Source organism: Faecalibacterium sp. DFI.5.82 (genome assembly GCF_029076575.1).
Classification (GTDB): Bacteria; Bacillota; Clostridia; order Oscillospirales; family Ruminococcaceae; genus Faecalibacterium; species Faecalibacterium duncaniae.
Genome location: NZ_JARFIS010000001.1, coordinates 332,533 through 352,307, shown reverse-complemented (window position 1 = coordinate 352,307; position 19,775 = coordinate 332,533). Strand labels below are relative to the sequence as shown.

Genomic DNA, 19,775 nt, shown 5'->3' with positions numbered 1-19,775 from the left:
ACAGGAGAATAAAAAAGCCCGAATGAAACACAGAATCTCACGCCGTGCATTTCTGCACGGCTGCACGCTGCTGGCGGCATCGGCTGCCGTTGGCAGTCTGACTTCCTGCGGCGGAACGGACGCGAAGGAGAGCGGTCTTCCGCAGATCATAGTAGGGAGCGACACCTATCCGCCCTATATTTATCTGAACAATGACGGTGTTCCCGCCGGGATCGACGTGGAGATCGCCACCGAAGCATTCCGCCGCATGGGATATGCTGCCCGGTTTGAATCGATCGATTGGGAGCAAAAAACAAATCTGGTGGAAAGTGGCACCATAGACTGCATCTGGGGCTGCTTTTCCATGGATGGACGCGAGGAGATCTACCGCTGGGCGGGGCCTTACATGGTGAGCCGTCAGGTGGTTGCGGTGGATGCCGACAGCAGCATCCGGACACTCAGCGACCTTGCCGGAAAGACCATTGCCGTGCAGAGCACCGGCAAGCCGGAGGAGCTTTTTCTCAGCGGCTCCGATCCGCGGATCCCGCAGACGGTGGAGGTGTTCAGCATCGAAGACCGCAACGTGCAGTACGCGATGATAGCCTGCGGCTATGTGGATGCGATCGCTGCCCATGAGACAGGCATCCTGCAATACATGAAGGACAATTCCGTGGAGTTCCGCATCCTTGAAGAACCGCTGCTGGTCACCGGGCTGGGCATCGCCTTTGCCAAAAACGACAGCCGCGGGCTGGACACCCAGCTGAACGCGGTTCCTGCGCAGATGCGCACAGACGGCACGCTGGAGCGGATCATTGGCCGATACCTTGAAAATGCTTCGCAGTATCTGGAGGTGGACACCATTGGCGCATAAAAACAGAACCCTTTCAGATGCAGGGAGATGGGGGATCTATCTGATCGTCGGTGTGCTTTTTATGGCCGGCATCGTTTTTCTCTCGGATTGGCGGGCACTGCGCACAGCGGAGGGACGTTTCTGCCAGACCCTTGATTTTGTCAAATCGCAGTCCACCAGCTTTGAAAAGTACAACGATATCGTTGCTGCCAAAGCGCTCCGCCGCACGGCGGTATCGGTGCATCAGCTGGCACAGGACCCTGCGCTGGACCTCTCCGATCCGCAGTGCCTGAAAGAGCAAACGGAGAAGCTTTGGCTCACAGGGATCTCGGTTCTGGCCCCGGACGGTACGCTCCTGTGCGAATCCACAACAAACGGCATCGGCTATGCTCGGTTTGGAGAGCAGCTCAAAAATGATACCGTTCTGGACGTTTCTTCTCACCCGCAAAAGACCTACCTGAAGCGGGTCCTGCTGGAAGATGGGGCGGCTGTGGATATTGCGGCACACCAGGCAGAAGGCAAAGATGTGATCCTGCTTGCCTACCGCTATACCCCGGCAGAATTTATAGAAGGAACGGCCTTGTCCATCCAGAGCGTACTGGACGGCTACTCGGTAGAAACCAGCGGCACATTGTTCATCGTGCAGAACAATCAGGTCATTGCCTCCAACCGCCCGGAGTTGATCGGGCAGGATGTTACGGACAGCCCGCTGGTACAGGAGATCCGCAAAGTCGGAACCGCCGAAACGCTGACCCATACCCATGATTGGAACGGCTCCGGCTGCTATTTTGGAATGTACTGTCATGGAAGATCCTTTGATCTCTATGCGTATACAGATGAAAGATCGGTCTTTCGTGAATCACTTCCGTTGATCCTGATGGCGCTGGTCGGTTACATCCTGCTTGTAATGATCCTTCAGGTACTGCGCCGCCGTTCTGTGCAGGAGATGGAACAGCAGAAAGAAGAACAGAAGAAAAAGTATCAGGCCCAGCTGGAGGAACAGAACCGCAAGCTGGAGATCGCGCTCCAGCACGAGGGGGCGGCAAACCGTGCCAAGCGGGAGTTCCTGTTCAATATGAGCCACGATATCCGCACCCCCATGAATGCCATCATTGGCTTCACCTCGCTGGCTGCGACCCATATTGATCATAAGGAACAAGTGCTGGACTACCTGAAAAAGATCTCTACCTCCAGCCAACACCTGCTTTCCCTCATCAATGATGTGCTGGATATGAGCCGCATCGAGAGCGGAAAAGTAAAAATTGAAGAAAAAGCGGTGCATCTGCCGGATCTCATTCACGATGTGCGCTCCATCATCCAGCCCAATGTTTCGGCAAAGCGGCTGTCTCTTTTCATTGATACCATGGACGTGGAGAACGAGGACATCATCACTGACCCGCTGCGGCTGAACCAGATCCTGCTGAACATTCTGTCCAACGCCATCAAGTTCACTCCCACAGGCGGCATGATCAGCATCCGCATTTCCGAGAAAAACGGTGCGCCCAAGGGCCGGGCCTGCTATGAGTTCCGCATCAAGGACAATGGCATCGGCATGAGCGAGGAATTCCAGAAGCACATCTTTGAGGAGTTCACCCGTGAGGAAAACTCCACCGTCAGCGGCATTCAGGGCACCGGCCTGGGAATGTCCATCACCAAGAACATTGTGGACCTGATGGGCGGCACCATCGCCATTGAAAGCGAGCCGGGCAAGGGCAGCGAATTTATCGTGGATCTCTGCTTCGCACTCAGCGGACAAAAGATAGAGCCCAGGCAGCTCCCGCAGCTGGAAGGGCTGCGCGCATTGGTAGCGGACGACGATACCGACACCTGCCTGAGCGTCAGCACCATGCTGTCCAAGATCGGGATGCGGCCGGAGTGGACGATCTCCGGCAGGGAGGCGGTGATCCGCACCCGGTACGCCATGGAACAGGGCGACGAATTCAGCGTCTACATCATCGACTGGCTGATCCCCGATATGAACGGCATCGAGGTCGTGCGGCAGATCCGCAAGGTGATCGGGAAAAACTGCCCCATCATCATTCTGACAGCCTACGACTGGGCAGATATCGAAGAGGAAGCCCGCGCTGCCGGCGTGACCGCTTTCTGCGAAAAGCCGCTGTTCCTTTCCGAGCTGCGCAGAGTGTTGGCAGAACCGTTCTGCGCAGAGCCTGCCCACAAGCCATCGCAGTTTAATGCCGCCAAGCTCAAGGGAAAGAAACTTTTGCTGGTGGAGGACAATGCGCTGAACCGTGAGCTTGCGCAGGAGATCTTGAAGGAAGCGGGTTTTGTGGTGGACACTGCCGAGGATGGTGAGATTGCCGTCCAAAAGATGAAGCAGGCGGCCCCCGGGCAGTACGACCTGATCTTAATGGACATCCAGATGCCCAGGATGGACGGCTACGAGGCAACGCGGCAGATCCGTGCCCTGCCGGATGCTGCAAAGGCAGGCATTCCCATTTTTGCAATGACGGCAAATGCCTTTGAGGAAGACCGTCAGAATGCACTGAAAGCCGGGATGGACGGCCACATTGCAAAGCCGCTGGATATCCCGCACCTGCTGCAGGTCCTTGCAGACGTACTGAAATAAACAGCGAAAAGCACCCACAGCAAGCGCCGCAGAGGTTTTGGACCTCCGGTGAGCAGCTTGCTGTGGGTGCTTTATTTTTGATGCCTGACAGGCCGCCGTTTTCCTGCAAAAAGTGGGCAGAAAACTGTGGGGGCAGCCTGCGTTACTGCACCGCACGGATAGCATCTATCGTGATGTTGTACTGTTCTGTCACACGGTCAAACCATTTCTTTGAGCCTTCCAGGGTACCCGCACGCAGCACCTCGGTCAGCTCATAGGTGGGCTGATAGAGATTTGTAAAGCCAAGGTTCTGGCATACCCCCTTGAGCGTGTGTGCCGCACGGAATGCTTCCTCTACATTTTCTTCCTTTAATGACCGCTCCAGCTTTGGATAACTGTCATCGTCCAAAAACATTCTGGCAAATTTACGGATCATCCCCTCACTGTACAACCGCTTGAGCACATCCTCATAGTCTGCACCCATTTTCTTATAGCATTCCTGGATCGTCATAGTCCCCTGCGCATCCTTTCTTATATATAGCGTGATTGTAACATTATCGCGGATGCGTTTCAAGAGATTTTGCTTGTAAAGGCTACTAGTTTTCTATTATTAGTGCTTGACAAAAAGCCGCCGAAGATACCTCCCAACATGGGAAGAATCCTCGGCGATATTCATTTAGCAGGTCAGGATTTTCTCGGATGATACCGGCGGAGTAGACCTTGCTAATGCCGGGGATGTCTGAATCGTATTTGGAAGAGCATCCAGCGTCCTTGCTTTGAATTTGCGCAAAAGGACCTTTACCTTCGACCAGAGCTTTTCAATGGGATTCAGATCGGGACTATACGGTGGAAGATATCTGCAAATGATGGAAAGCGGCGCATTCGTGCTGGCCGTCGATCTGCCCAGCGGCATCAACACAAAAAAGCACCTTCCCTTATATTTGCATTGCAAATAAGGGAAAGTGCTTTTGTCTTGCTCACTATGAGGTTACTGTCGCAAAGGATACGGTCAACTCCCAATAGCGAAAAGATAATATGGTAGCCTTCACTTTTTCAGCACTACGCACTCATAGGGGCGCGGCGTGCGGGTCATCTACCAGCCGGTGGGAAAGACGACCTTTACCATCGGTGGAATAGAGACCTTTCAGGAGACCGCTAACCGCAATCGTCTGCATGCCGTTACCCGCGTCATTCGGTTTGAGACCATTATCGCAACGGAACAGTTTGCCGCGGAAAGCGGATTTTCTGAGGGCGATGAATTGTGGGCGGTACAGCGTGTGCGTTATCTGGACGGAAAAGCACTGATTCTGGACATCAACTACTTTTTAAAGGAATTTGTACCCGGACTGACAGAGGAAATCGCATCCCATTCCATCTATGATTTTATTGAAAACGTGCTTGGAATGCAGATCATCACCAGCAAACGGCGCATCACGGTGGAACACGCAACTGCCCGTGATGAAAAGCTGCTGGATATGGACGGCTATGATTGCGTGGCAGTGGTGGTAAACCAGACCTTCAACTCGGACGGGATGCTGTTCGAGTACACCCAGTCCCGCCACCAACCGGACTATTTCTGCTTTCAGGACATTGCCACGCGGAAAAAGTGAGCGGCAGACACCCGGCGCAGGGGTATCCACCTGGGATTTTGCGCTGGGCCGGGGTGCCGGCAACAGCCGTGACATAGCGAAGTTGTTGAAGGGTCACGGTAGTTTCCTTTCGGCGTGTTTTTTTATCCTACCGCAGAGCCGCCAAAAACGCAACATATTTTCTTCTTTGAAATACCAAACAAACATTGCCGGCATATCCAAGATACGTTTTACCCGCCCTGCAATTTCCCTTATAATAGCACCGCAGTCTTGAAACGGCTGCAACATTCCCATATCACAAAGGAGGCTTTCCGGTATGGGACAACGGCAAAGTGAGATCATCAAAAATCACATGGAAGTCTACTGGCACGACTATGCGTCGGCCAGCAAAGGCGTTTCCATTACCGAGGCGGGGCTTGTGGAAAAAGCCTCCGTCATTGGACGCACCGGGCTGATGCTGCTGGAATGCGGCACCGGCGCATGGCGTGTCCGAAGCTCCATGAACACCCTTTCGCGGGAGCTGGGAGTCACAACAACAGCGGACATCGGCCTGTTGTCCATTGAGTTCACCTGCTTTGACGGTGACCAGTGTTATACCCAGTCACTCTGTCTGACAAATACGGGCGTGAATACCTCCCGACTGAACCGGCTGGAGCATTTCGTCAACGACTTCGACCGGGAAGGGAAATTTATGACCGGTGAAGAGCTGCACAGCCACCTCGATGAGATCGAGCGCATCCACGGCTTGTATTCGCCCATCGCACTGGGCTTTGCAGCCGCACTGGCCTGCGGCTGCTTCACCTTTCTGCTTGGCGGCGGCATTGTGGAAATGCTGTGTGCCTTCTGCGGTGCAGGCATCGGCAACTTTGTACGGTGCAAGCTGACAAAACACCATTTCACCCTGTTTCTGGGCATTACGGCATCGGTCTGTTCAGCAAGCCTCGTGTATGCCATCCTGCTGAAGCTGGCAGAGGTGCTGTTTGCCGTATCGGCGCAGCACGAGGCGGGGTATATCTGCTCCATGCTCTTCATCATTCCGGGCTTTCCGTTCATTACCAGCGGCATCGACCTTGCCAAGCTGGATATGCGCTCCGGGCTGGAACGTCTGGCCTACGCCGTCCTCATCATTCTGGTGGCAACCATGACGGCTTGGATCATGGCACTGCTACTGCATTTGCAGCCGGTGCAGTTCCCTGCCCTGAGCCTGACACTCCCGGAAGAGATCGTGTTCCGGCTGCTGGCAAGTTTTGGCGGTGTGTTCGGCTTTTCGCTCATGTTCAACAGTCCCCGGAACCTGGCAGTCTGCGCCGCCCTTATCGGTGCGGTAACGAACACGTTCCGGCTGGAGCTGGTGAGCCTTGCGGGCTTTCCGCCCGCTATTGCAGCGTTTCTGGGCGCACTGCTGTCCGGATTGCTGGCCTCCTGCCTGAAGAGCGCCGTCGGTTATCCCCGCATCTCCGTCACCGTGCCATCCATCGTTATCATGGTACCGGGACTGTATTTCTACCGTGCCATCTATAATCTGGGCATCCTGTCTCTGATGGACTCCGCCACATGGTTTGCAGATGCCATTCTCATCATCGTGGCACTGCCGTTAGGGCTGATCTTCGCCCGTATTGTCACTGACAAGACTTTCCGTTATTGCACCTGATGTGCAGCATTTCCATTCTCCCTTATAAAACAAAACGCAGCGAATCTTTTAACGGTTCGCTGCGTTTTGTTTTGCTGTAATGCACTTATAAAGGGAGTTCGTTTACAGGGCGTTTACTCGCCGTAAACGATCTTGGTAGCAGTTTCCACATGGCGTTCCAGCCGGTCGGCAAAGTGTTCCAGCGGCAGAAAAACGCCAAGTTCATCGTAGCGGGTTCCGCCGTCCTTGAGCGTATCCTGTCCATAGTAGACCACGGAACGGGGCAGTGCGTGCTGCAGCTTCATCTGGATATCCCAGACGGTGGAGTAGGCCTCCGCTTCCGTCACCTTCTGCTTCACGGTGTCCGGCAGTTCGTAGATCAGCAGCAGCCCCAAATGCTGGTTGTAGTGGTACTCCACCACATCCATCGAGCCTTCGTCGTAGCCGTGATACTTGCAGTAGCCGCTGGCAAGGTACATTTTTACCTTTTCCTGCTTCTGGAACACCCGGATGAACCGGTCGTATACTTTGCTGCTCACGGCAAATTCGTTGTTCGGCAAAAGAACGCCGGCATCATCCGTCAGGATCACCGGGTTCGGCTGACCATCGGCGTTGAATTTGAACGGGATCAGGGCAGCGTTCCGTAGCAGGTCAAACATACTGTGCTGGCAGATCGCCATCAGAAAGGCAGACAGATCCTTGTTCTCGTAGGCATTGAACAGCGCTGCGGCAAACTGCTGTGCACTCACGGCCGGCGCATCCAGTACGTCTGCCATGTCCAGCGAGTCGTTGAAGGTATCCATCAGGCGGTGGCAGGCTTCTGGATTTTTCAGGATCTCCCCGAACAGTGCCTCTGCCTTTTCTTCTCTTGGAAATATCGTTGCCATCAAAAGACCCTCTTTCTGTTTATTTCCAACTACCTATTATAGATTCATAATGCCCCGCTGTGAAATACTGCTTTCATATTGCTGCTATATGCAGAACACTTTTTACACATTTTCCAAGTGCCTGTATAAACAAAAATAAACCTTCCGGCCGCAGATAGTCAGACAGTTCGCTTTCAGGCACACCATACACGGGCAGAACCCCGTCGATAATTGGTGAATGTTTTATCCATAAAATATGCCCACTTACATATTATGTCAATAGGTTTTTGCTTTGAGCATAAAAATGCTCTATGCCATCCTTCTGAAACATGTTTTTTCTCTGTTTTCTCTTGACGATGTCCCGCCAATGGAGTAGGATGGTGCTGCAAAAACGAATTGCAAAAGAGGAGATTCAAATGCAAATCAGCCTTTTATTGATGCAGCAGATCGCGCAGCTATTTCTGATTCTGCTGATGGGATATGCCGTTGTAAAAACTGGCTTGTTGAAGGCATCGGACAGTAAGGTGCTGTCTGTGGTCTTTGTCTATCTGGTCATGCCCTGTGTCGTTCTGAACGCCTTTCAGATCAAGGATACACCGGAGATCCGCACCGGGCTGCTTTATTCCATGGGCATCGCCGTTGGAATGCACGTTGTATTTCTGCTTCTGAATGCGCTGTTCCGCAAAGCTCTCAAGCTGGACGCCGTGGAGCAGGTCAATATCATTTACAGCAATGCCGCCGCGCTGGTCATTCCCATCGTGCAGGCCCTGCTGGGGGAGGAATATGTTGTCTACTCCTGCGCCTTTGTCATTGTACAGCTGGTGCTGCTCTGGACCCATGCAAGCGCCTGCCTGCAGGGGTCTGCCCGGCTGGAATGGCGCAAGCTCCTTACCAATGTCAATCTGATCGCCATTGCAGCCGGTGCTCTGCTGTACCTGCTGCACATCTCGCTGCCCGCCCTGATCACCAGCACACTGAGCAGTGTCGGCAATATGATCGGCCCCATGGGAATGCTGCTGGCAGGCATGGCCATTGCGGAAGTCCCCCTCAAAAAGGTTTTCTGCACCCCGCGTAACTATCTGCCGGTATTTCTGCGTCTGCTGGGTGTTCCGCTGGTCATCGTCCTGCTGCTTTGGGCAGTTCAAGCATCCCTTTGGATCCCGGACGGCAAGTCCATCCTGATGACGGTCTACCTTTCTGCCATTACCCCCGCCTGTGCAACAGTCACCTCCATGGCACAGCTCTATGACCGGGATGCTTCTCATTCCAGCGCGATCTATGTCCTGAGCACGCTGCTTTCCATCCTGACCATGCCGCTGATGATCGGGTTGTTTGAGCTGTTGCTCTGAAATACGAAAAAAGGCCGTCCGGCACCGTAGCAGGGCAGCCTTTACAACTACAAGGATGTGTCTCTATGAAACTACTCAAACAATTCATTCAGCAGGAAACGGTCCTCACCGCAGCCGCTGTGCTGGCCGTTGTCTCCGCCTTCTTTGTTCCACCGGATGTGCAGTATCTCGGCTACATCGACCTGCGCACGCTGGCAATCCTGTTTTCCCTGATGACGGTCATGGCCGGGCTGCGGCGGCAGGGCTTTTTTGATGGCCTGGGACGGGCATTGCTGTCCCGCACCCACAGCACCTTTCAGCTGACACTGGTACTGGTCGGGCTGTGCTTTTTCGGAAGCATGTTCATCACCAACGATGTTTCCCTGCTGACCTTCGTTCCCTTTACGTTCGTGGTCCTGAGCCGTTTGGGAGCGGATGTCCGCCGCTCCCTTCTGGTCCCGGTGGTCTGTATGCAGACCATTGCGGCAAACCTTGGCAGTATGCTGACCCCCATCGGCAACCCGCAGAACCTCTATCTTTACGGAAAAAGCGGCATGAGCATCGGGGGATTTGTGCTTCTTATGCTGCCCTACACACTGGTCTCTCTGCTCCTGCTGCTGGCTTGGGCAGCAATGGTCTGCCGGAAAACCTCTGCCGCCCTCTCCGTGGATGAGCTTGTTTCTTCCTCTGCGTCTCAGGGGGATCAGAAGATCATCCTGCTGTATCTGGTTCTGTTTGCCGTTTGCCTGCTGTCCGTGATCCGGGTGTTGCCCTATGGCATTGCCTTTGCCGCTGTACTCGTCTGCGTTCTTTTTGCAGACCCGCACACCTTACGGGCAGTGGACTATTCCCTGCTTTTGACCTTTGTGGCTTTTTTCATCTTCATTGGCAATCTGGGGCGCATTCCGGCCTTTTCCGGCTGGCTGCAGGAGTTTCTGACCGGCCGGGAAGTGCTGGTGGCGGTTCTTGCTTCGCAGGTCACCAGTAATGTTCCCGCCGCCTTGCTGCTGTCCGGGTTCACAGCAGAGACACAAGCCCTCATCATCGGCACCAATCTGGGAGGTCTTGGCACTTTGATCGCATCCATGGCCAGTCTTATCTCCTACCGGCAGATTGCACGGGAACTGCCACAGGGGAAGAAGCAGTATTTTGGGCTGTTCACCCTGTCCAACCTGATCTTCCTTGCGATCCTGCTGGGTGTGTGGTTCTTACTCCGTTGACCGTGGCAGATGACTTATGGTTTTTCTATACCCTTTTTGTACCCGCAGTCGCAGTAGGGCCCGCCGGAGGCAAGGGTATACTGCCGCACAAAATTTGTCACACCGCCCGCTTCGCTCATGGTGTAGTCCAGACGGCACAGGGCTGGGGTCAGGTCGTACAGACCCAGCTCCTTCATCAGCACACAGATGCCGCACTTGGTAAAGCGTCCCTCGTAGCCGCTGCCGTCAGGGTATTCGTAAAACTCCATGTTCCACGAGTAGGGGTTGCGGTCGGCGGCTTTCAGAGCAGCGGTGGCCTTCATGGCGGCAATGTCCTTGGGGGTAAACTTGCTTTTTCCGCTCTTGCGGCAGAACCACTGCATGGGCTTTGTCATCATGGATCTTGCATAGTAATCCGTCATCCTGTCCACCTCCGGGCGCTGCGGCATGGAGAGGATGAACGCGCCGAGCATTGCGCAGTTGACGATGTTCATCTTGAAGCGGTCAGCTTTTTCGAACTCCGGCAGCCTGCGGATGATCTGCCGGTATTGCGGCTTTGCTTTTTCGTGATGGCTCTTGCGGTGGCCGCATCATAGCCCAGCACAACGGTCAGCTGCTTTTGAAAGGAGCCAGCAAACAGCGCCCACATTCCAAAGGGCATTCCGGCATATTTCATTGTCTGTCTCCAAATCCGATCTTCACGATCTGCATTTTCATCCCGTTGTCCCCGACCCTTGCAAGAAACCGGAAAAAGCCGCTGACGGAAGGATCTTTCAAATCGTTGTACCCAAGCATATAGCCCCGGCTGAACACTTGCAAACGGCTGTCCCATAGGGAAAGCTCGCTTTTCGCATCCGAAACCGCGAAATATGCCCCTACATCCTTGATTTTCGCCGTCCTGAGCCACGTTTTGGCGATCATCTTTACCGCCGTTCGGTTGGCGGCATCAAAGACCAGTACCCCGCCGGGGAAAGCATCCGCCATCCCCCGCACCAGATTCCGGACCTGCTGGGTCAGGAAGTAATAGAACACTCCGGAGGCAAAGAACACCGCCCCGCCGGAGGCATCGATCTTGTCAAACCATGCGGAGTCTTTCAGGTCGCAGGGGATGTTTTGCTCCCGCTCCCCGGCGGGCAGCAGCTGCTGCCGCAAGGCGATAACATCCGGGAAGTCCAGATTGTAAATTTTGCATCTGCCGTTGTCGCAGGCTCTGCCGGTGTTATCCAGCCCACAGCCCAAATTGACCACTGCCGCACAGGGGTGGTTTTTCAGGTACGCCCGCACCTCAAAGGCAAGGTCATTCTGCCGCATGGCGACCTCCAGCGCACCGAACCGCTGCATCAGGCTGCGGGAGTTTTTCTCTGCCTCTGAAAAGTCGTAGTCGATCTGGTCGATCAGACGCACCGCCGTTTCGTCCCGGTAAAGGTTCGGATACAACTCCGTACACAGCTTCCGGGAATACAGCGGGAGGATCAGCGTCTCCTGCACGGTGTTTTTCTCAATTTTGTATTTCATATCGGGTCCTCTCACTTTCTGATAAACGGCAGCTTCGGCATACCGTCCTGCTCAGCGATAAATGCCAGCATTTCAGCAAAGCCCTTCGGATCACGAATCTGGTATTGCATGTGATCGTATCCTTCAAATATGGGGTAATTGCCGCAGGGATAGGCTTCTATCACCGCTTGACGGTATTTGAAATGATCTTCTATGCTGCCAAATTCGAAATAGAGATGCTTTTGCAGTTCTTCGGAAAGTGCTGGAAAGGGTTTATCCTCCAGGCTGTCCAGAATCTGTCGCCGCAAATTTGTGTAGGTCAGATTTTTCCCTGCGGCTATAAAATACGGCTTTATGGAATCATCGTCACACCACAGGATCTTTTTCAATGTGCCGCCCTTTGACCAGTACATGCTCTTGATGGCCAGATACAGAAACGGTGTCATCATGCGGCGCGTACCTTTTCCGATTTGTGCAAACTGCCCGCCGTCAAAGAAAACATGCCCGATGGGCAGCTTCGTGCCTGTCAAAAACGCCATGGCAAGATCAGCACCGATCGAAGAAGCCACAACCAGTTCAAGGCGTTCCACCCCCTGCGATTTCAGGTATTCTTCCACCTGACGAACCTCGTCCGCCTTGCTGACATATTTCTGCCCTTTGCAGTACACGGTGGAGGTAGGTAAAATGCAGAAATACCGATCCTGTAAATAGTTTGCAACCGGTTCGCTGCTCTCCCCCGTCACGCCCATTGCGTGAAAAAACAAAACAGCGGGAGCATTCCGATTTCCCAATGTCTTAAACTTCATTGTCTCTCCTTTCCTCAGTGAATAAAAGCCGTCATAAGGACCGCCAGCGCCGCCGCTATGACTGCCATACCTACCGTACCGAAAAGCCATTTTTTCTGTTTGTCTTTTGCAGTAATGTAGGGCTTCAGGTCCTCTGTTCCTGAAATCGTCCATGCGTTCGTGTGCCCCACCCAATAGCCGTCAACCAACAGGCGGTCCATGAGATTCATAACGGACAAGATGACCAGCAGCTGCCAGAAACCCTGAACAAAGCCCTTTGCACTGTTTATCCCATAGACACAGACCAGCACATAGCTGATATAGCCGGGGACGCAGACGGCTTTGAAAAGTAGAGAATTGCGCTTGATTTTCTCGTGTGTTGTAAGTCCCAGCTTCACGCACCGCTGCTGCACCGCCGGGCTGTAAAGATGCACCATCCCAACAGCCCCTTTGCGGATGCCCACGGCACAGACAAGAAACAGCAAAGCCCCCAACCCAAGACCTTCCAGAATCACCTGTAAAAGCATTACTTATTCCTCCTGTATCCGTTTTCGTCCCGGTATTCTGGATGTTCCTTTACGTATGGATCCTTATCGCCGCAGATGGTATAGTCGCATCGGCAGCCGTCCACGCAGGTGGTCGTCCGCACGAGCTTGGCATGGAGCAGTTCCATGGACGCATAGTCCACATTGCACAGGGCGGGCATAATGTCCGCAAATCCGAACCGCTTGGCAAATTCCGCCGCCGGACACGCCGTAAATTCATAATAGATGGGCTTGTTGTTTTCGTAAGGCGTAACATCCATCTCGTAATCATGCCATGTGTCACAGTGCTTTTGGGCGGTGCTGAATGCCCGATACATCAGCTTTTTCCAGAATGGCTTGTTGATGTCAACGAATCGCAGCTTCCGGAAGGACGGCAGGATCAGATTTTCTTCTATCTCTTCCACTTCGCGGAATGTGACCACATCCCGGCACACATCGTAAAAGCACATGATGGCGATGCAGTCGTAGGTGCCGCCTACGCCGTTATGAAAATTCTTTTTACCGCCGAGGTCAGTGCGCCATTTGGAAAGAAGCTCTGCGTATCTCAGCTGCACCTGCTCCCAGACCGCCTCGCGCTCCACCTCCGGATAGTGCAGAGTGATTTTCGCCAGAATTTCCTTTTTGCAGGGTTTGGAATATAGCACATGGCAGCTACGGTCAATTTGTAATTCGCTGTCCTTCATCTTCCCACGCCTTTCAGAAAACCGCTCTTTGCATTTTCTTCGGTGTCGTCCGATTCGTCGTAGGCATCATAGGGTGCCGATGAGTCGTGTACTCGTTTTTTGAATGGTGAACAGTGCTTGTCTTTGTGGGCAAACGCAAAGGCAAAATTGTCCGTCCATCCCGTGTGAGCGGTGATGAAATATGGATGCAGCCCACGTGCGCGCAGTTTCCGCTCCAGCTCCGCCAGTGACTGCACAGCCAGCTTATTGTCCTCCGCCAGCGAGGAAATGAAGCTGTAGCCGCCGTCCGCGCCAAACCACAGCGTGTCGCCGGTAAAAAGGTACTTATCGTCAATGAGGTAGACCATATGTCCCCATGTATGACCGGGAACCAGAAAACACTCGATCCTGACGCCGTCAATGTCAAGTACCTGCCCATCGTGCAGCAGTACCTTTTCGTTGTTGATCGTGACCTGCGGCAATTTATAGAGATGATAGATGACTTTTCGCCGCTCCTCGCCGGTGAGATACCGGTTCTCGATCTCGCCGATGTACAGCTTCGCATTCCGGAACAGCCCCGGACTGTCTGCTTCCACCGCGCCCACATGGTCGGTGTCCTGATGGGTGATGAGGATGTGCCGGATGGAATGTGGGTCGATACTGAGCCAGCTCATTTTCTCCGCCAGACGGTCATAGTTGTATCCGGCATCAATCATAATGGTGGTATCGCCCTTGCGGTAGAAGAAGATATTTGCCACCCACTCTCGCACACAAGCGACATTTTCATCGATCCAGCCGGTGTTCAAAGGCTTAAAGATCTCCTTGCCCCGGTACATCCAGCTCATTGCTTTTCTTTGAAATTCCGTTGCTTTTTTCGACATGATCACACCTCATTTCTGTGCTGTGATGCAAAGCCAGCCCTTTTTATTTTTGTGGCTCTGAATCTGACAAAATCCCGCTTTTTCCAGATACTCTTTCAATGCAGTATCCGTATAGATGGTCATGCCGCCGATGATCTCCGTCCACTTCTTGTCCTTGTCCGTATCGCCGTTTGCTTCGTTACAGATGAAAAAGATTCCGCCGGGCTTCAGCACTCGATAAACCTCTCGGAAATTCTGCGCAAGCTCCGGCCAGAAATAGACCGTTTCAAAGGCGGTCACCACATCAAACTGCTCCGCTTCAAACGGCAGCTCTGCCACACTTGCCTGTTGCACGGTACACCGTCCTGCCGCAATGGCTCTGGCATTGACTTTTCGCGCTTTTTCCACGCTGACGGCTGAGTAGTCGATGCCCTGCACCTTGCCGTTGGGGCACAGTTTCAACAGCGTTTTAATGTTCGCTCCACCGCCGCAGCCGCAGTCCAGCACCATGGCATCCGGGGCAGGCTGTAAAAAGCGCAGCCCCCATTCTGCCATTGCGCTGTGCCCAAAGTTCATCATAGCAACCATGATCTTCCCGCCAAGGCCTACGGGCTTTCGGGTGTTTTCAAAAAAGGACATAATGCCACCTTCTTTCTGTTTACCGTTCACAATGCAATGCTTTTTACCAGATGCGCCCACTGCTCCGGGTGACAGGCCAGCAATTTCTCGTGCTTCAAGTTAGGAGAAGCTAACTTTCTGTTCTATAAAAAGCCGCTTCTCAGCGGTCCTTCTGCCAAAATAATACGCCCTGCTATCTCCTCTGTCAAGAAGTTTATGCATTTTCGGAGATTCTGAAAGAGATTTCGCTTTCGGGAACCCCCAACCGTCACCCCAGTGCCACATCCAGCACCATCATCACGCTGAAGCCCACCGCGAAAAATACCGTGCCAACGTTGGAGTGCTGCCCCTGCGACATTTCCGGGATCAGTTCCTCCACCACAACATACAGCATGGCTCCGGCAGCAAAGCTGAGCAGATAGGGCAACGTGGGCACCACGATGCCTGCCGCCAGAATCGTCAGCACTGCCCCGATGGGCTCTACGATGCCGGACAGCACGCCGCCCCAGAACGCCCGGCTTTTTTTCATTCCTTCCGCCCGCAGGGGCATGGAGATGATGGCACCCTCCGGGAAGTTCTGGATGGCAATGCCAAGGGAAAGTGCCAGCGCCCCGGCGGCGGTGATCTGAGCAGTTCCGGCAAGGTACCCGGCGTAGACCACGCCCACTGCCATGCCCTCCGGGATGTTGTGCAGCGTTACCGCCAGAACCATCATGGTGGTGCGCTGGAGCTGGCTTTTTGGCCCTTCGGCCTGCAAACTGTTCTGGTGCAGATGCGGGATGAGATGGTCCAGCAGCAGCAAAAACAGGATGCCCAGCCAGAAACCCACCGCCGCCGGGAAAAATGCCAGCCTGCCCAGATCCGCGGCCTGCTCCATAGCCGGGATCAGCAAGCTCCATACCGATGCCGCCACCATGACCCCGGCAGCAAAGCCGGTGAGGGCGCGCTGGATGCCGTCACGCAGAGAGTTTTTCAAAAAGAACACACAGCCCGCCCCAAGACTTGTGCCCAGAAAGGGGATTAAAATCCCCCAGAATGCGTCTTGTATCATGTAGTACCTCCTTGCGGTTAAATATAGCTAACCATACAAGCAGTATACTGCGCTCCGGCAAAAAGGTCAAGGGCTTTGCGATATAGAGGATGCAGATCGTTTCCTGCATCGAAAAAATTTCGCCCCTGTAAACTTGTCTGTTTCTGCTTGACAACGCCCGGTGGGAGTGCTATTTTTACTTTGTGAATTTGTTTTAACTAACCATCTGAGGGGCTTTGCCCCTGCATTTTTTGCATCGATTGTTAGGTAAAGCTAACTGTTTTTTCAAAACTGAGATAGAGGTGTGTTACTATGAGATTGAAAAAAGTATTTGCAGGTGCACTTGCGGCCGCTATGTTGGTATGCGCTGTGGCAGTCCCGGCCTTCGCTGCGGAAGAGGTGGAACAGGAAAACTGCCTGACCTCCAGCTATGTCCAGATGAACATCCCCTACGCCGACTTCTACAAAGCTGCCGGTGTGGACAACGCATCTGAGATCGACGCTGTGACCAGCGCCACCAAGAACAAGACCCGTGCAGGCAACCTTGCCGCCGGTTCCTACCACGTCAACGCCGATGGCACCGACATCACCGGCGTTTCCTTCCCGGTCAAGGTGCTGACCCCGTGGGCGCTGGAGAACGCAAAGCAGGTCACCGATGCCGACAGCTACGACATTACCGTTACCCTGAAGGGCAAGGAATCCACCACCACCTACACCGGCGCAGATGCCTTGTTTGAGAACGAGAGCTACGCTTACTACAAGCTCAGTGAGACCCCTGCCTACTACATCACCGCATGGTATAACCTGCTGAGCGGCAAGTGGGAGTTTGGCAAGGTCAACGCCACCGAGACCACCGTGGAGGGCACCACTGTGGAGCTGAATACCAACGGTCACCACACCACCTACGAGATGAAAATCTCCGGTTTTGATCTGGACTACAAGGCCAACAAGGTCTACGGCGTAGTTCTGACCACCGCCGATGGCAGTGAGTACGGCCTGCATCATGTGACCAACATCTGGCATGGTACCAAGCTGGGCTTCAATGCCGATGATCCTTACTTTGCATCCATCATCGGCAAGACGATTACTCAGATCACCTTCTACGCCGCCGATGGCGTGTATGTCCTGCCGGTCAGCGTGGCATTGTAAGTTTGCGGAAGGCTGCCTGATTTAGCAAATACAGTACAAAACGGCAAGGTCGCTTGGCATCAGGCGGCCTTGCTTTTCCGTGTCAGGAGGAGTTGGAATGAACAAAAAACGATGCCATACACTGCTGCCGCTGGTGCAGTTGCTCCCGACGGTGGCGACAGCGGCAGCTGTACTTTTTGCCCTGCCCCGCACCGTTCCGGTGCTGGCCGCCGTGCCGGAAAAGCTGACAACCGTGGTGGAGCAGCCTGTGGAAGCCGCTTCCTCCGAAGCGGAGGAAGAAACCCTGCCCAAGCTGCCCTATGCCGACGGCGTTTACGTCGGCTCTTCCCGGGGCTACGGCGGTGCCGTCCGAGTACAGGTCACCATGGAAAACGGCAGCATCACGGAGGTGGAGATCTTGGACGCATCCCACGAGACCAAGCAGTTTCTGCGGCGTGCCAAGCGGCTTTTGACCACCGTGGTGGAGACTCAGAGCTGGGAGGTGGATGCCGTTTCCGAGGCCACCTACACCAGCCGGGGCATTCTGGGCGCAGTGCAGAACGCCCTGACCGGCGAGGTGGTCAACAATCCCCTGCCGCCCCAGCCAAAGCCCGCTGCAACGCTTGTGGTGGAGGAATTTACGGCTCCCTCCATCTACTTGGACGGCATCTACACTGCCGAAGCCATGGGCTTTGAGGGCAAAATTACGGTACAGGTCACGGTGGCAGAGGATAAGATCACCGATATCACGATCCTGAGCGCCGAGGACGAGGAGGAATATCTCTCCCGGGCAAAACAGGTCATCCCCGCCATTCTGGAGGGACAAAGCCCCAACGTGGATACTGTTTCCGGTGCCACCTACTCCTCCACCGGAATTCTGAACGCAGTCAAGCTGGCACTGGCAAAGGCCGCTGTTGCCCCGGCAGAGAAAACCGCTCCGGAGCAGACTGCATCGGAAGAGACGGCAGAAGAAGCCGCGCCGTCTGAAGCAGCAGAGCCCGGGGAAACGCCGGTCACCGCGCCCACCGTGGAGGTGGTGCAGCCGGAGGAAAAGAGCGCCGTTCCCGTGTGGCTCAAGGAAGTATGGCAGCAGCTTTTCCCGGCAGATGCACCGGCATCCTCTGAACCGGAACCGGCATCTTCTGAGGAAGTGCTGCCAGCCTCCGAAACGGTGCTGCCGCCGGAAGAGACCGGGATTGAATCTGAAACGGAAGGAGCAGCAGAATGAAATACAAAAATTTTCTCCTCCGGGCGGTGAACCTGCTGCTAATTTTGGGGGTACTGTGGCAATACCAGCAGGTGGCGCTGATCCGGGCGGCAGCGGTAAGCCAGCGCAAGCAGGAAATTGCCGAAGTTGAAGCCTACAATGCTTTCGTTTTGCAGGCGCAGAGCGCAGCACAGGCAGAGCAGAGCGGCTACCGTGACGGCATCTATGAGGGCAGCGCCTATGGTTTTGGCGATGTCATTCGGGTGTCGGTGACGATCCAGAACGGAAAAATGACCGATATTGCTGTGCTGGATGCTTCCGGCGAGGATAAGCCCTACTATAAGCAGGCGCTGCCTTTGCTGGACGAGATGCTGGCAGTGCAGTCTGCTGAGGTGGATGCTGTTTCCGGCGCTACCCTCACGGCAGAAGGACTTATCGGTGCGGTAGAGAACGCACTGGGAAAGGCGGCAGGATGATGGAAAAAACACAGGCAAAGCCTTTAACAGCGGCGCAGCAGCGTCAGCGGGACAAAAAGCGCCGTACATGGCTGCGCACCGGGGTGCAGTTGTTCTTCTTTGTGTCCATGCCGGGCGCATTCGTGGCCGGGTTTTCCGGGGTAAAACAGATCTTTCTGCACATCGGTGCAGGCGAGGTGCTCTCTGTGGACAGCTTCACACTTTCCCTGCTGGGGCTGTGCGGCTTCACCCTGCTTTTCGACCGTTTTTTCTGTGGGTACGCCTGCGCCTTCGGCAGCTTGGGCGATGCCGTCTGGGCGCTTTCCGGGCTTATTCAGAAAAAGCTGTTCCACCGCAAAAAGCAGCTCCGTCTGCCGGAGCGGGCGGTGCTTTTGGGGCAGAAGGTCAAATATCTGCTGCTGGCATGGCTGGTAGCACTGTATGTGACCCGGCAGGAAAAGTTGCTGACCGGCGCAAGCCCGTGGGAGGTGTTTTCCCGCCTGACGGCTCTGCATCTGCCGCCGGAGGGCTTTGGTGTGGGCATCGGGCTGCTTGTGCTCATTTTGCTGGGTATGGCGGTGCAGCCCCGGTTCTTCTGTCAGTTCCTCTGCCCCATGGGAGCGGTGTTTGCCCTGCTGCCGGTGCTGCCATTTGCGCGGCTGCACCGGCAGAGCGACAGCTGCATCCCGGGCTGCAATGCCTGCAAACAGCAGTGCCCGGTGTGCCTGAAGCTGGAGGAAACCAGCCTGCGCAGCGGGGAATGCATCGCCTGTGAAGCCTGCGTTGGCACCTGCCCCAAGCAGAACATCCACCGGTGGGATATGGCCCTGTGCAAGAGCCTGTGGCTGCCGGTGCTGGGTAAAGTGTTGCTCTTCTTCCTGCTGGGCTGCTGGCTGGGCTTTTGCCGATTCATCTGAACTAAAAAAGGAGGCTGCTGCGCAGTATTTGTGCAGCAGCCTCCTTTTGGCTGGGAAATCTATCATT

Annotated in this window: 19 protein-coding genes and 2 pseudogenes; 10 read left to right on the top strand and 11 right to left on the bottom strand. The window is 54.5% G+C overall.

The window, feature by feature from the left end:
- Nucleotides 1-22: 22 nt before the first annotated feature.
- Complete coding sequence (locus P0G09_RS01895; protein WP_275251780.1) at nt 23-850, top strand: transporter substrate-binding domain-containing protein; 828 nt, start codon at nt 23-25, stop codon at nt 848-850.
- Nucleotides 851-911: 61 nt separating this feature from the next.
- Nucleotides 912-3,416 (top strand): response regulator, encoded by a 2,505-nt coding sequence (locus tag P0G09_RS01890; RefSeq protein ID WP_275251779.1) that lies wholly within the window; start codon nt 912-914, stop codon nt 3,414-3,416.
- A gap of 142 nt (nt 3,417-3,558) precedes the next feature.
- Here P0G09_RS01890 and P0G09_RS01885 read toward each other — a convergent pair whose 3' ends face one another.
- A complete protein-coding gene (locus P0G09_RS01885) occupies nt 3,559-3,906 on the bottom strand; it encodes an Hpt domain-containing protein (protein ID WP_275251778.1) in 348 nt (115 codons plus the stop codon).
- Between the two features lie 243 nt (nt 3,907-4,149).
- Nucleotides 4,150-4,251, bottom strand: a pseudogene (locus P0G09_RS01880) (transposase); the annotation flags it as partial.
- 226 nt (nt 4,252-4,477) lie between these two features.
- Between P0G09_RS01880 and P0G09_RS01875 the strand changes: the two are divergent.
- A complete protein-coding gene (locus P0G09_RS01875) occupies nt 4,478-5,005 on the top strand; it encodes a UTRA domain-containing protein (protein ID WP_275251777.1) in 528 nt (175 codons plus the stop codon).
- A 295-nt stretch (nt 5,006-5,300) separates the two neighbouring features.
- Complete coding sequence (locus P0G09_RS01870) at nt 5,301-6,635, top strand: threonine/serine exporter family protein (RefSeq protein WP_275251776.1); 1,335 nt, start codon at nt 5,301-5,303, stop codon at nt 6,633-6,635.
- 113 nt (nt 6,636-6,748) lie between these two features.
- Here the strand turns inward: P0G09_RS01870 and P0G09_RS01865 are convergent, their stop codons facing one another.
- Nucleotides 6,749-7,501, bottom strand: coding sequence for a DUF4866 domain-containing protein (locus P0G09_RS01865; protein ID WP_154259461.1), 753 nt, complete (start codon nt 7,499-7,501; stop codon nt 6,749-6,751).
- A 395-nt stretch (nt 7,502-7,896) separates the two neighbouring features.
- Here P0G09_RS01865 and P0G09_RS01860 point away from each other — a divergent pair, with 395 nt between their 5' ends.
- Nucleotides 7,897-8,829 carry an AEC family transporter gene (locus P0G09_RS01860; protein ID WP_275251775.1) on the top strand — a complete coding sequence of 311 codons (933 nt, stop codon included), beginning with the start codon at nt 7,897-7,899 and terminating at the stop codon, nt 8,827-8,829.
- A 65-nt stretch (nt 8,830-8,894) separates the two neighbouring features.
- The gene (locus tag P0G09_RS01855) at nt 8,895-10,028 is read left to right on the top strand and encodes an SLC13 family permease (RefSeq protein WP_275251774.1); all 1,134 of its coding nucleotides are present in this window, start codon (nt 8,895-8,897) and stop codon (nt 10,026-10,028) included.
- 14 nt (nt 10,029-10,042) lie between these two features.
- Here P0G09_RS01855 and P0G09_RS01850 read toward each other — a convergent pair.
- The 8 genes and pseudogenes from P0G09_RS01850 to P0G09_RS01810 form a co-directional block, all read right to left on the bottom strand.
- Nucleotides 10,043-10,683 (bottom strand): annotated as a pseudogene (locus P0G09_RS01850) (L-2-amino-thiazoline-4-carboxylic acid hydrolase).
- Nucleotides 10,680-11,522 (bottom strand): class I SAM-dependent methyltransferase, encoded by an 843-nt coding sequence (locus tag P0G09_RS01840; protein WP_275251771.1) that lies wholly within the window; start codon nt 11,520-11,522, stop codon nt 10,680-10,682. Before P0G09_RS01840 ends, P0G09_RS01850 begins: the two are co-directional and overlap by 4 nt.
- An 11-nt stretch (nt 11,523-11,533) precedes the next feature.
- Entirely contained in the window at nt 11,534-12,307 is a 774-nt protein-coding gene (locus tag P0G09_RS01835; RefSeq protein ID WP_275251770.1) for a hypothetical protein, read from the bottom strand.
- A gap of 14 nt (nt 12,308-12,321) precedes the next feature.
- Complete coding sequence (locus tag P0G09_RS01830; protein WP_275251769.1) at nt 12,322-12,813, bottom strand: hypothetical protein; 492 nt, start codon at nt 12,811-12,813, stop codon at nt 12,322-12,324.
- Complete coding sequence (locus tag P0G09_RS01825; protein WP_275251768.1) at nt 12,813-13,514, bottom strand: L-2-amino-thiazoline-4-carboxylic acid hydrolase; 702 nt, start codon at nt 13,512-13,514, stop codon at nt 12,813-12,815. Before P0G09_RS01825 ends, P0G09_RS01830 begins: the two co-directional genes overlap by 1 nt.
- The gene (locus tag P0G09_RS01820; protein ID WP_275251767.1) at nt 13,511-14,374 is read right to left on the bottom strand and encodes an MBL fold metallo-hydrolase; all 864 of its coding nucleotides are present in this window, start codon (nt 14,372-14,374) and stop codon (nt 13,511-13,513) included. Before P0G09_RS01820 ends, P0G09_RS01825 begins: the two co-directional genes overlap by 4 nt.
- Nucleotides 14,375-14,383: 9 nt before the next feature.
- Entirely contained in the window at nt 14,384-14,992 is a 609-nt protein-coding gene (locus P0G09_RS01815) for a class I SAM-dependent methyltransferase (RefSeq protein WP_275251766.1), read from the bottom strand.
- A 247-nt stretch (nt 14,993-15,239) separates the two neighbouring features.
- Complete coding sequence (locus tag P0G09_RS01810) at nt 15,240-16,022, bottom strand: ZIP family metal transporter (RefSeq protein WP_275251765.1); 783 nt, start codon at nt 16,020-16,022, stop codon at nt 15,240-15,242.
- A gap of 291 nt (nt 16,023-16,313) precedes the next feature.
- On the opposite strand from P0G09_RS01810, the gene P0G09_RS01805 reads away from it, so the two are divergent.
- The 4 genes from P0G09_RS01805 (at nt 16,314) to P0G09_RS01790 (ending at nt 19,708) form a co-directional block, all read left to right on the top strand.
- A complete protein-coding gene (locus P0G09_RS01805; RefSeq protein WP_275251764.1) occupies nt 16,314-17,150 on the top strand; it encodes a hypothetical protein in 837 nt (278 codons plus the stop codon).
- 97 nt (nt 17,151-17,247) lie between these two features.
- Complete coding sequence (locus P0G09_RS01800) at nt 17,248-18,357, top strand: FMN-binding protein (protein ID WP_275251763.1); 1,110 nt, start codon at nt 17,248-17,250, stop codon at nt 18,355-18,357.
- On the top strand, nt 18,354-18,812 hold the full coding sequence (locus P0G09_RS01795; protein WP_275251762.1) for an FMN-binding protein: 459 nt from the start codon (nt 18,354-18,356) through the stop codon (nt 18,810-18,812). Before P0G09_RS01800 ends, P0G09_RS01795 begins: the two co-directional genes overlap by 4 nt.
- Nucleotides 18,809-19,708 carry a 4Fe-4S binding protein gene (locus P0G09_RS01790; protein WP_275251761.1) on the top strand — a complete coding sequence of 300 codons (900 nt, stop codon included), beginning with the start codon at nt 18,809-18,811 and terminating at the stop codon, nt 19,706-19,708. Before P0G09_RS01795 ends, P0G09_RS01790 begins: the two co-directional genes overlap by 4 nt.
- Nucleotides 19,709-19,775: the final 67 nt, after the last annotated feature.

Bases quoted from the DNA above. Each gene is read 5' to 3' on its own strand.
- P0G09_RS01895 (WP_275251780.1), top strand. From the start codon at position 23: ATGAAACACAGAATCTCACGCCGTGCATTTCTGCACGGCTGCACGCTG.
- P0G09_RS01890 (WP_275251779.1), top strand. From the start codon at position 912: ATGGCCGGCATCGTTTTTCTCTCGGATTGGCGGGCACTGCGCACAGCG.
- P0G09_RS01885 (WP_275251778.1), bottom strand. From the start codon at position 3,906: ATGACGATCCAGGAATGCTATAAGAAAATGGGTGCAGACTATGAGGAT.
- P0G09_RS01870 (WP_275251776.1), top strand. From the start codon at position 5,301: ATGGGACAACGGCAAAGTGAGATCATCAAAAATCACATGGAAGTCTAC.
- P0G09_RS01865 (WP_154259461.1), bottom strand. From the start codon at position 7,501: ATGGCAACGATATTTCCAAGAGAAGAAAAGGCAGAGGCACTGTTCGGG.
- P0G09_RS01860 (WP_275251775.1), top strand. From the start codon at position 7,897: ATGCAAATCAGCCTTTTATTGATGCAGCAGATCGCGCAGCTATTTCTG.
- P0G09_RS01855 (WP_275251774.1), top strand. From the start codon at position 8,895: ATGAAACTACTCAAACAATTCATTCAGCAGGAAACGGTCCTCACCGCA.
- P0G09_RS01840 (WP_275251771.1), bottom strand. From the start codon at position 11,522: ATGAAATACAAAATTGAGAAAAACACCGTGCAGGAGACGCTGATCCTC.
- P0G09_RS01835 (WP_275251770.1), bottom strand. From the start codon at position 12,307: ATGAAGTTTAAGACATTGGGAAATCGGAATGCTCCCGCTGTTTTGTTT.
- P0G09_RS01830 (WP_275251769.1), bottom strand. From the start codon at position 12,813: ATGCTTTTACAGGTGATTCTGGAAGGTCTTGGGTTGGGGGCTTTGCTG.
- P0G09_RS01825 (WP_275251768.1), bottom strand. From the start codon at position 13,514: ATGAAGGACAGCGAATTACAAATTGACCGTAGCTGCCATGTGCTATAT.
- P0G09_RS01820 (WP_275251767.1), bottom strand. From the start codon at position 14,374: ATGTCGAAAAAAGCAACGGAATTTCAAAGAAAAGCAATGAGCTGGATG.
- P0G09_RS01815 (WP_275251766.1), bottom strand. From the start codon at position 14,992: ATGTCCTTTTTTGAAAACACCCGAAAGCCCGTAGGCCTTGGCGGGAAG.
- P0G09_RS01810 (WP_275251765.1), bottom strand. From the start codon at position 16,022: ATGATACAAGACGCATTCTGGGGGATTTTAATCCCCTTTCTGGGCACA.
- P0G09_RS01805 (WP_275251764.1), top strand. From the start codon at position 16,314: ATGAGATTGAAAAAAGTATTTGCAGGTGCACTTGCGGCCGCTATGTTG.
- P0G09_RS01800 (WP_275251763.1), top strand. From the start codon at position 17,248: ATGAACAAAAAACGATGCCATACACTGCTGCCGCTGGTGCAGTTGCTC.
- P0G09_RS01795 (WP_275251762.1), top strand. From the start codon at position 18,354: ATGAAATACAAAAATTTTCTCCTCCGGGCGGTGAACCTGCTGCTAATT.
- P0G09_RS01790 (WP_275251761.1), top strand. From the start codon at position 18,809: ATGATGGAAAAAACACAGGCAAAGCCTTTAACAGCGGCGCAGCAGCGT.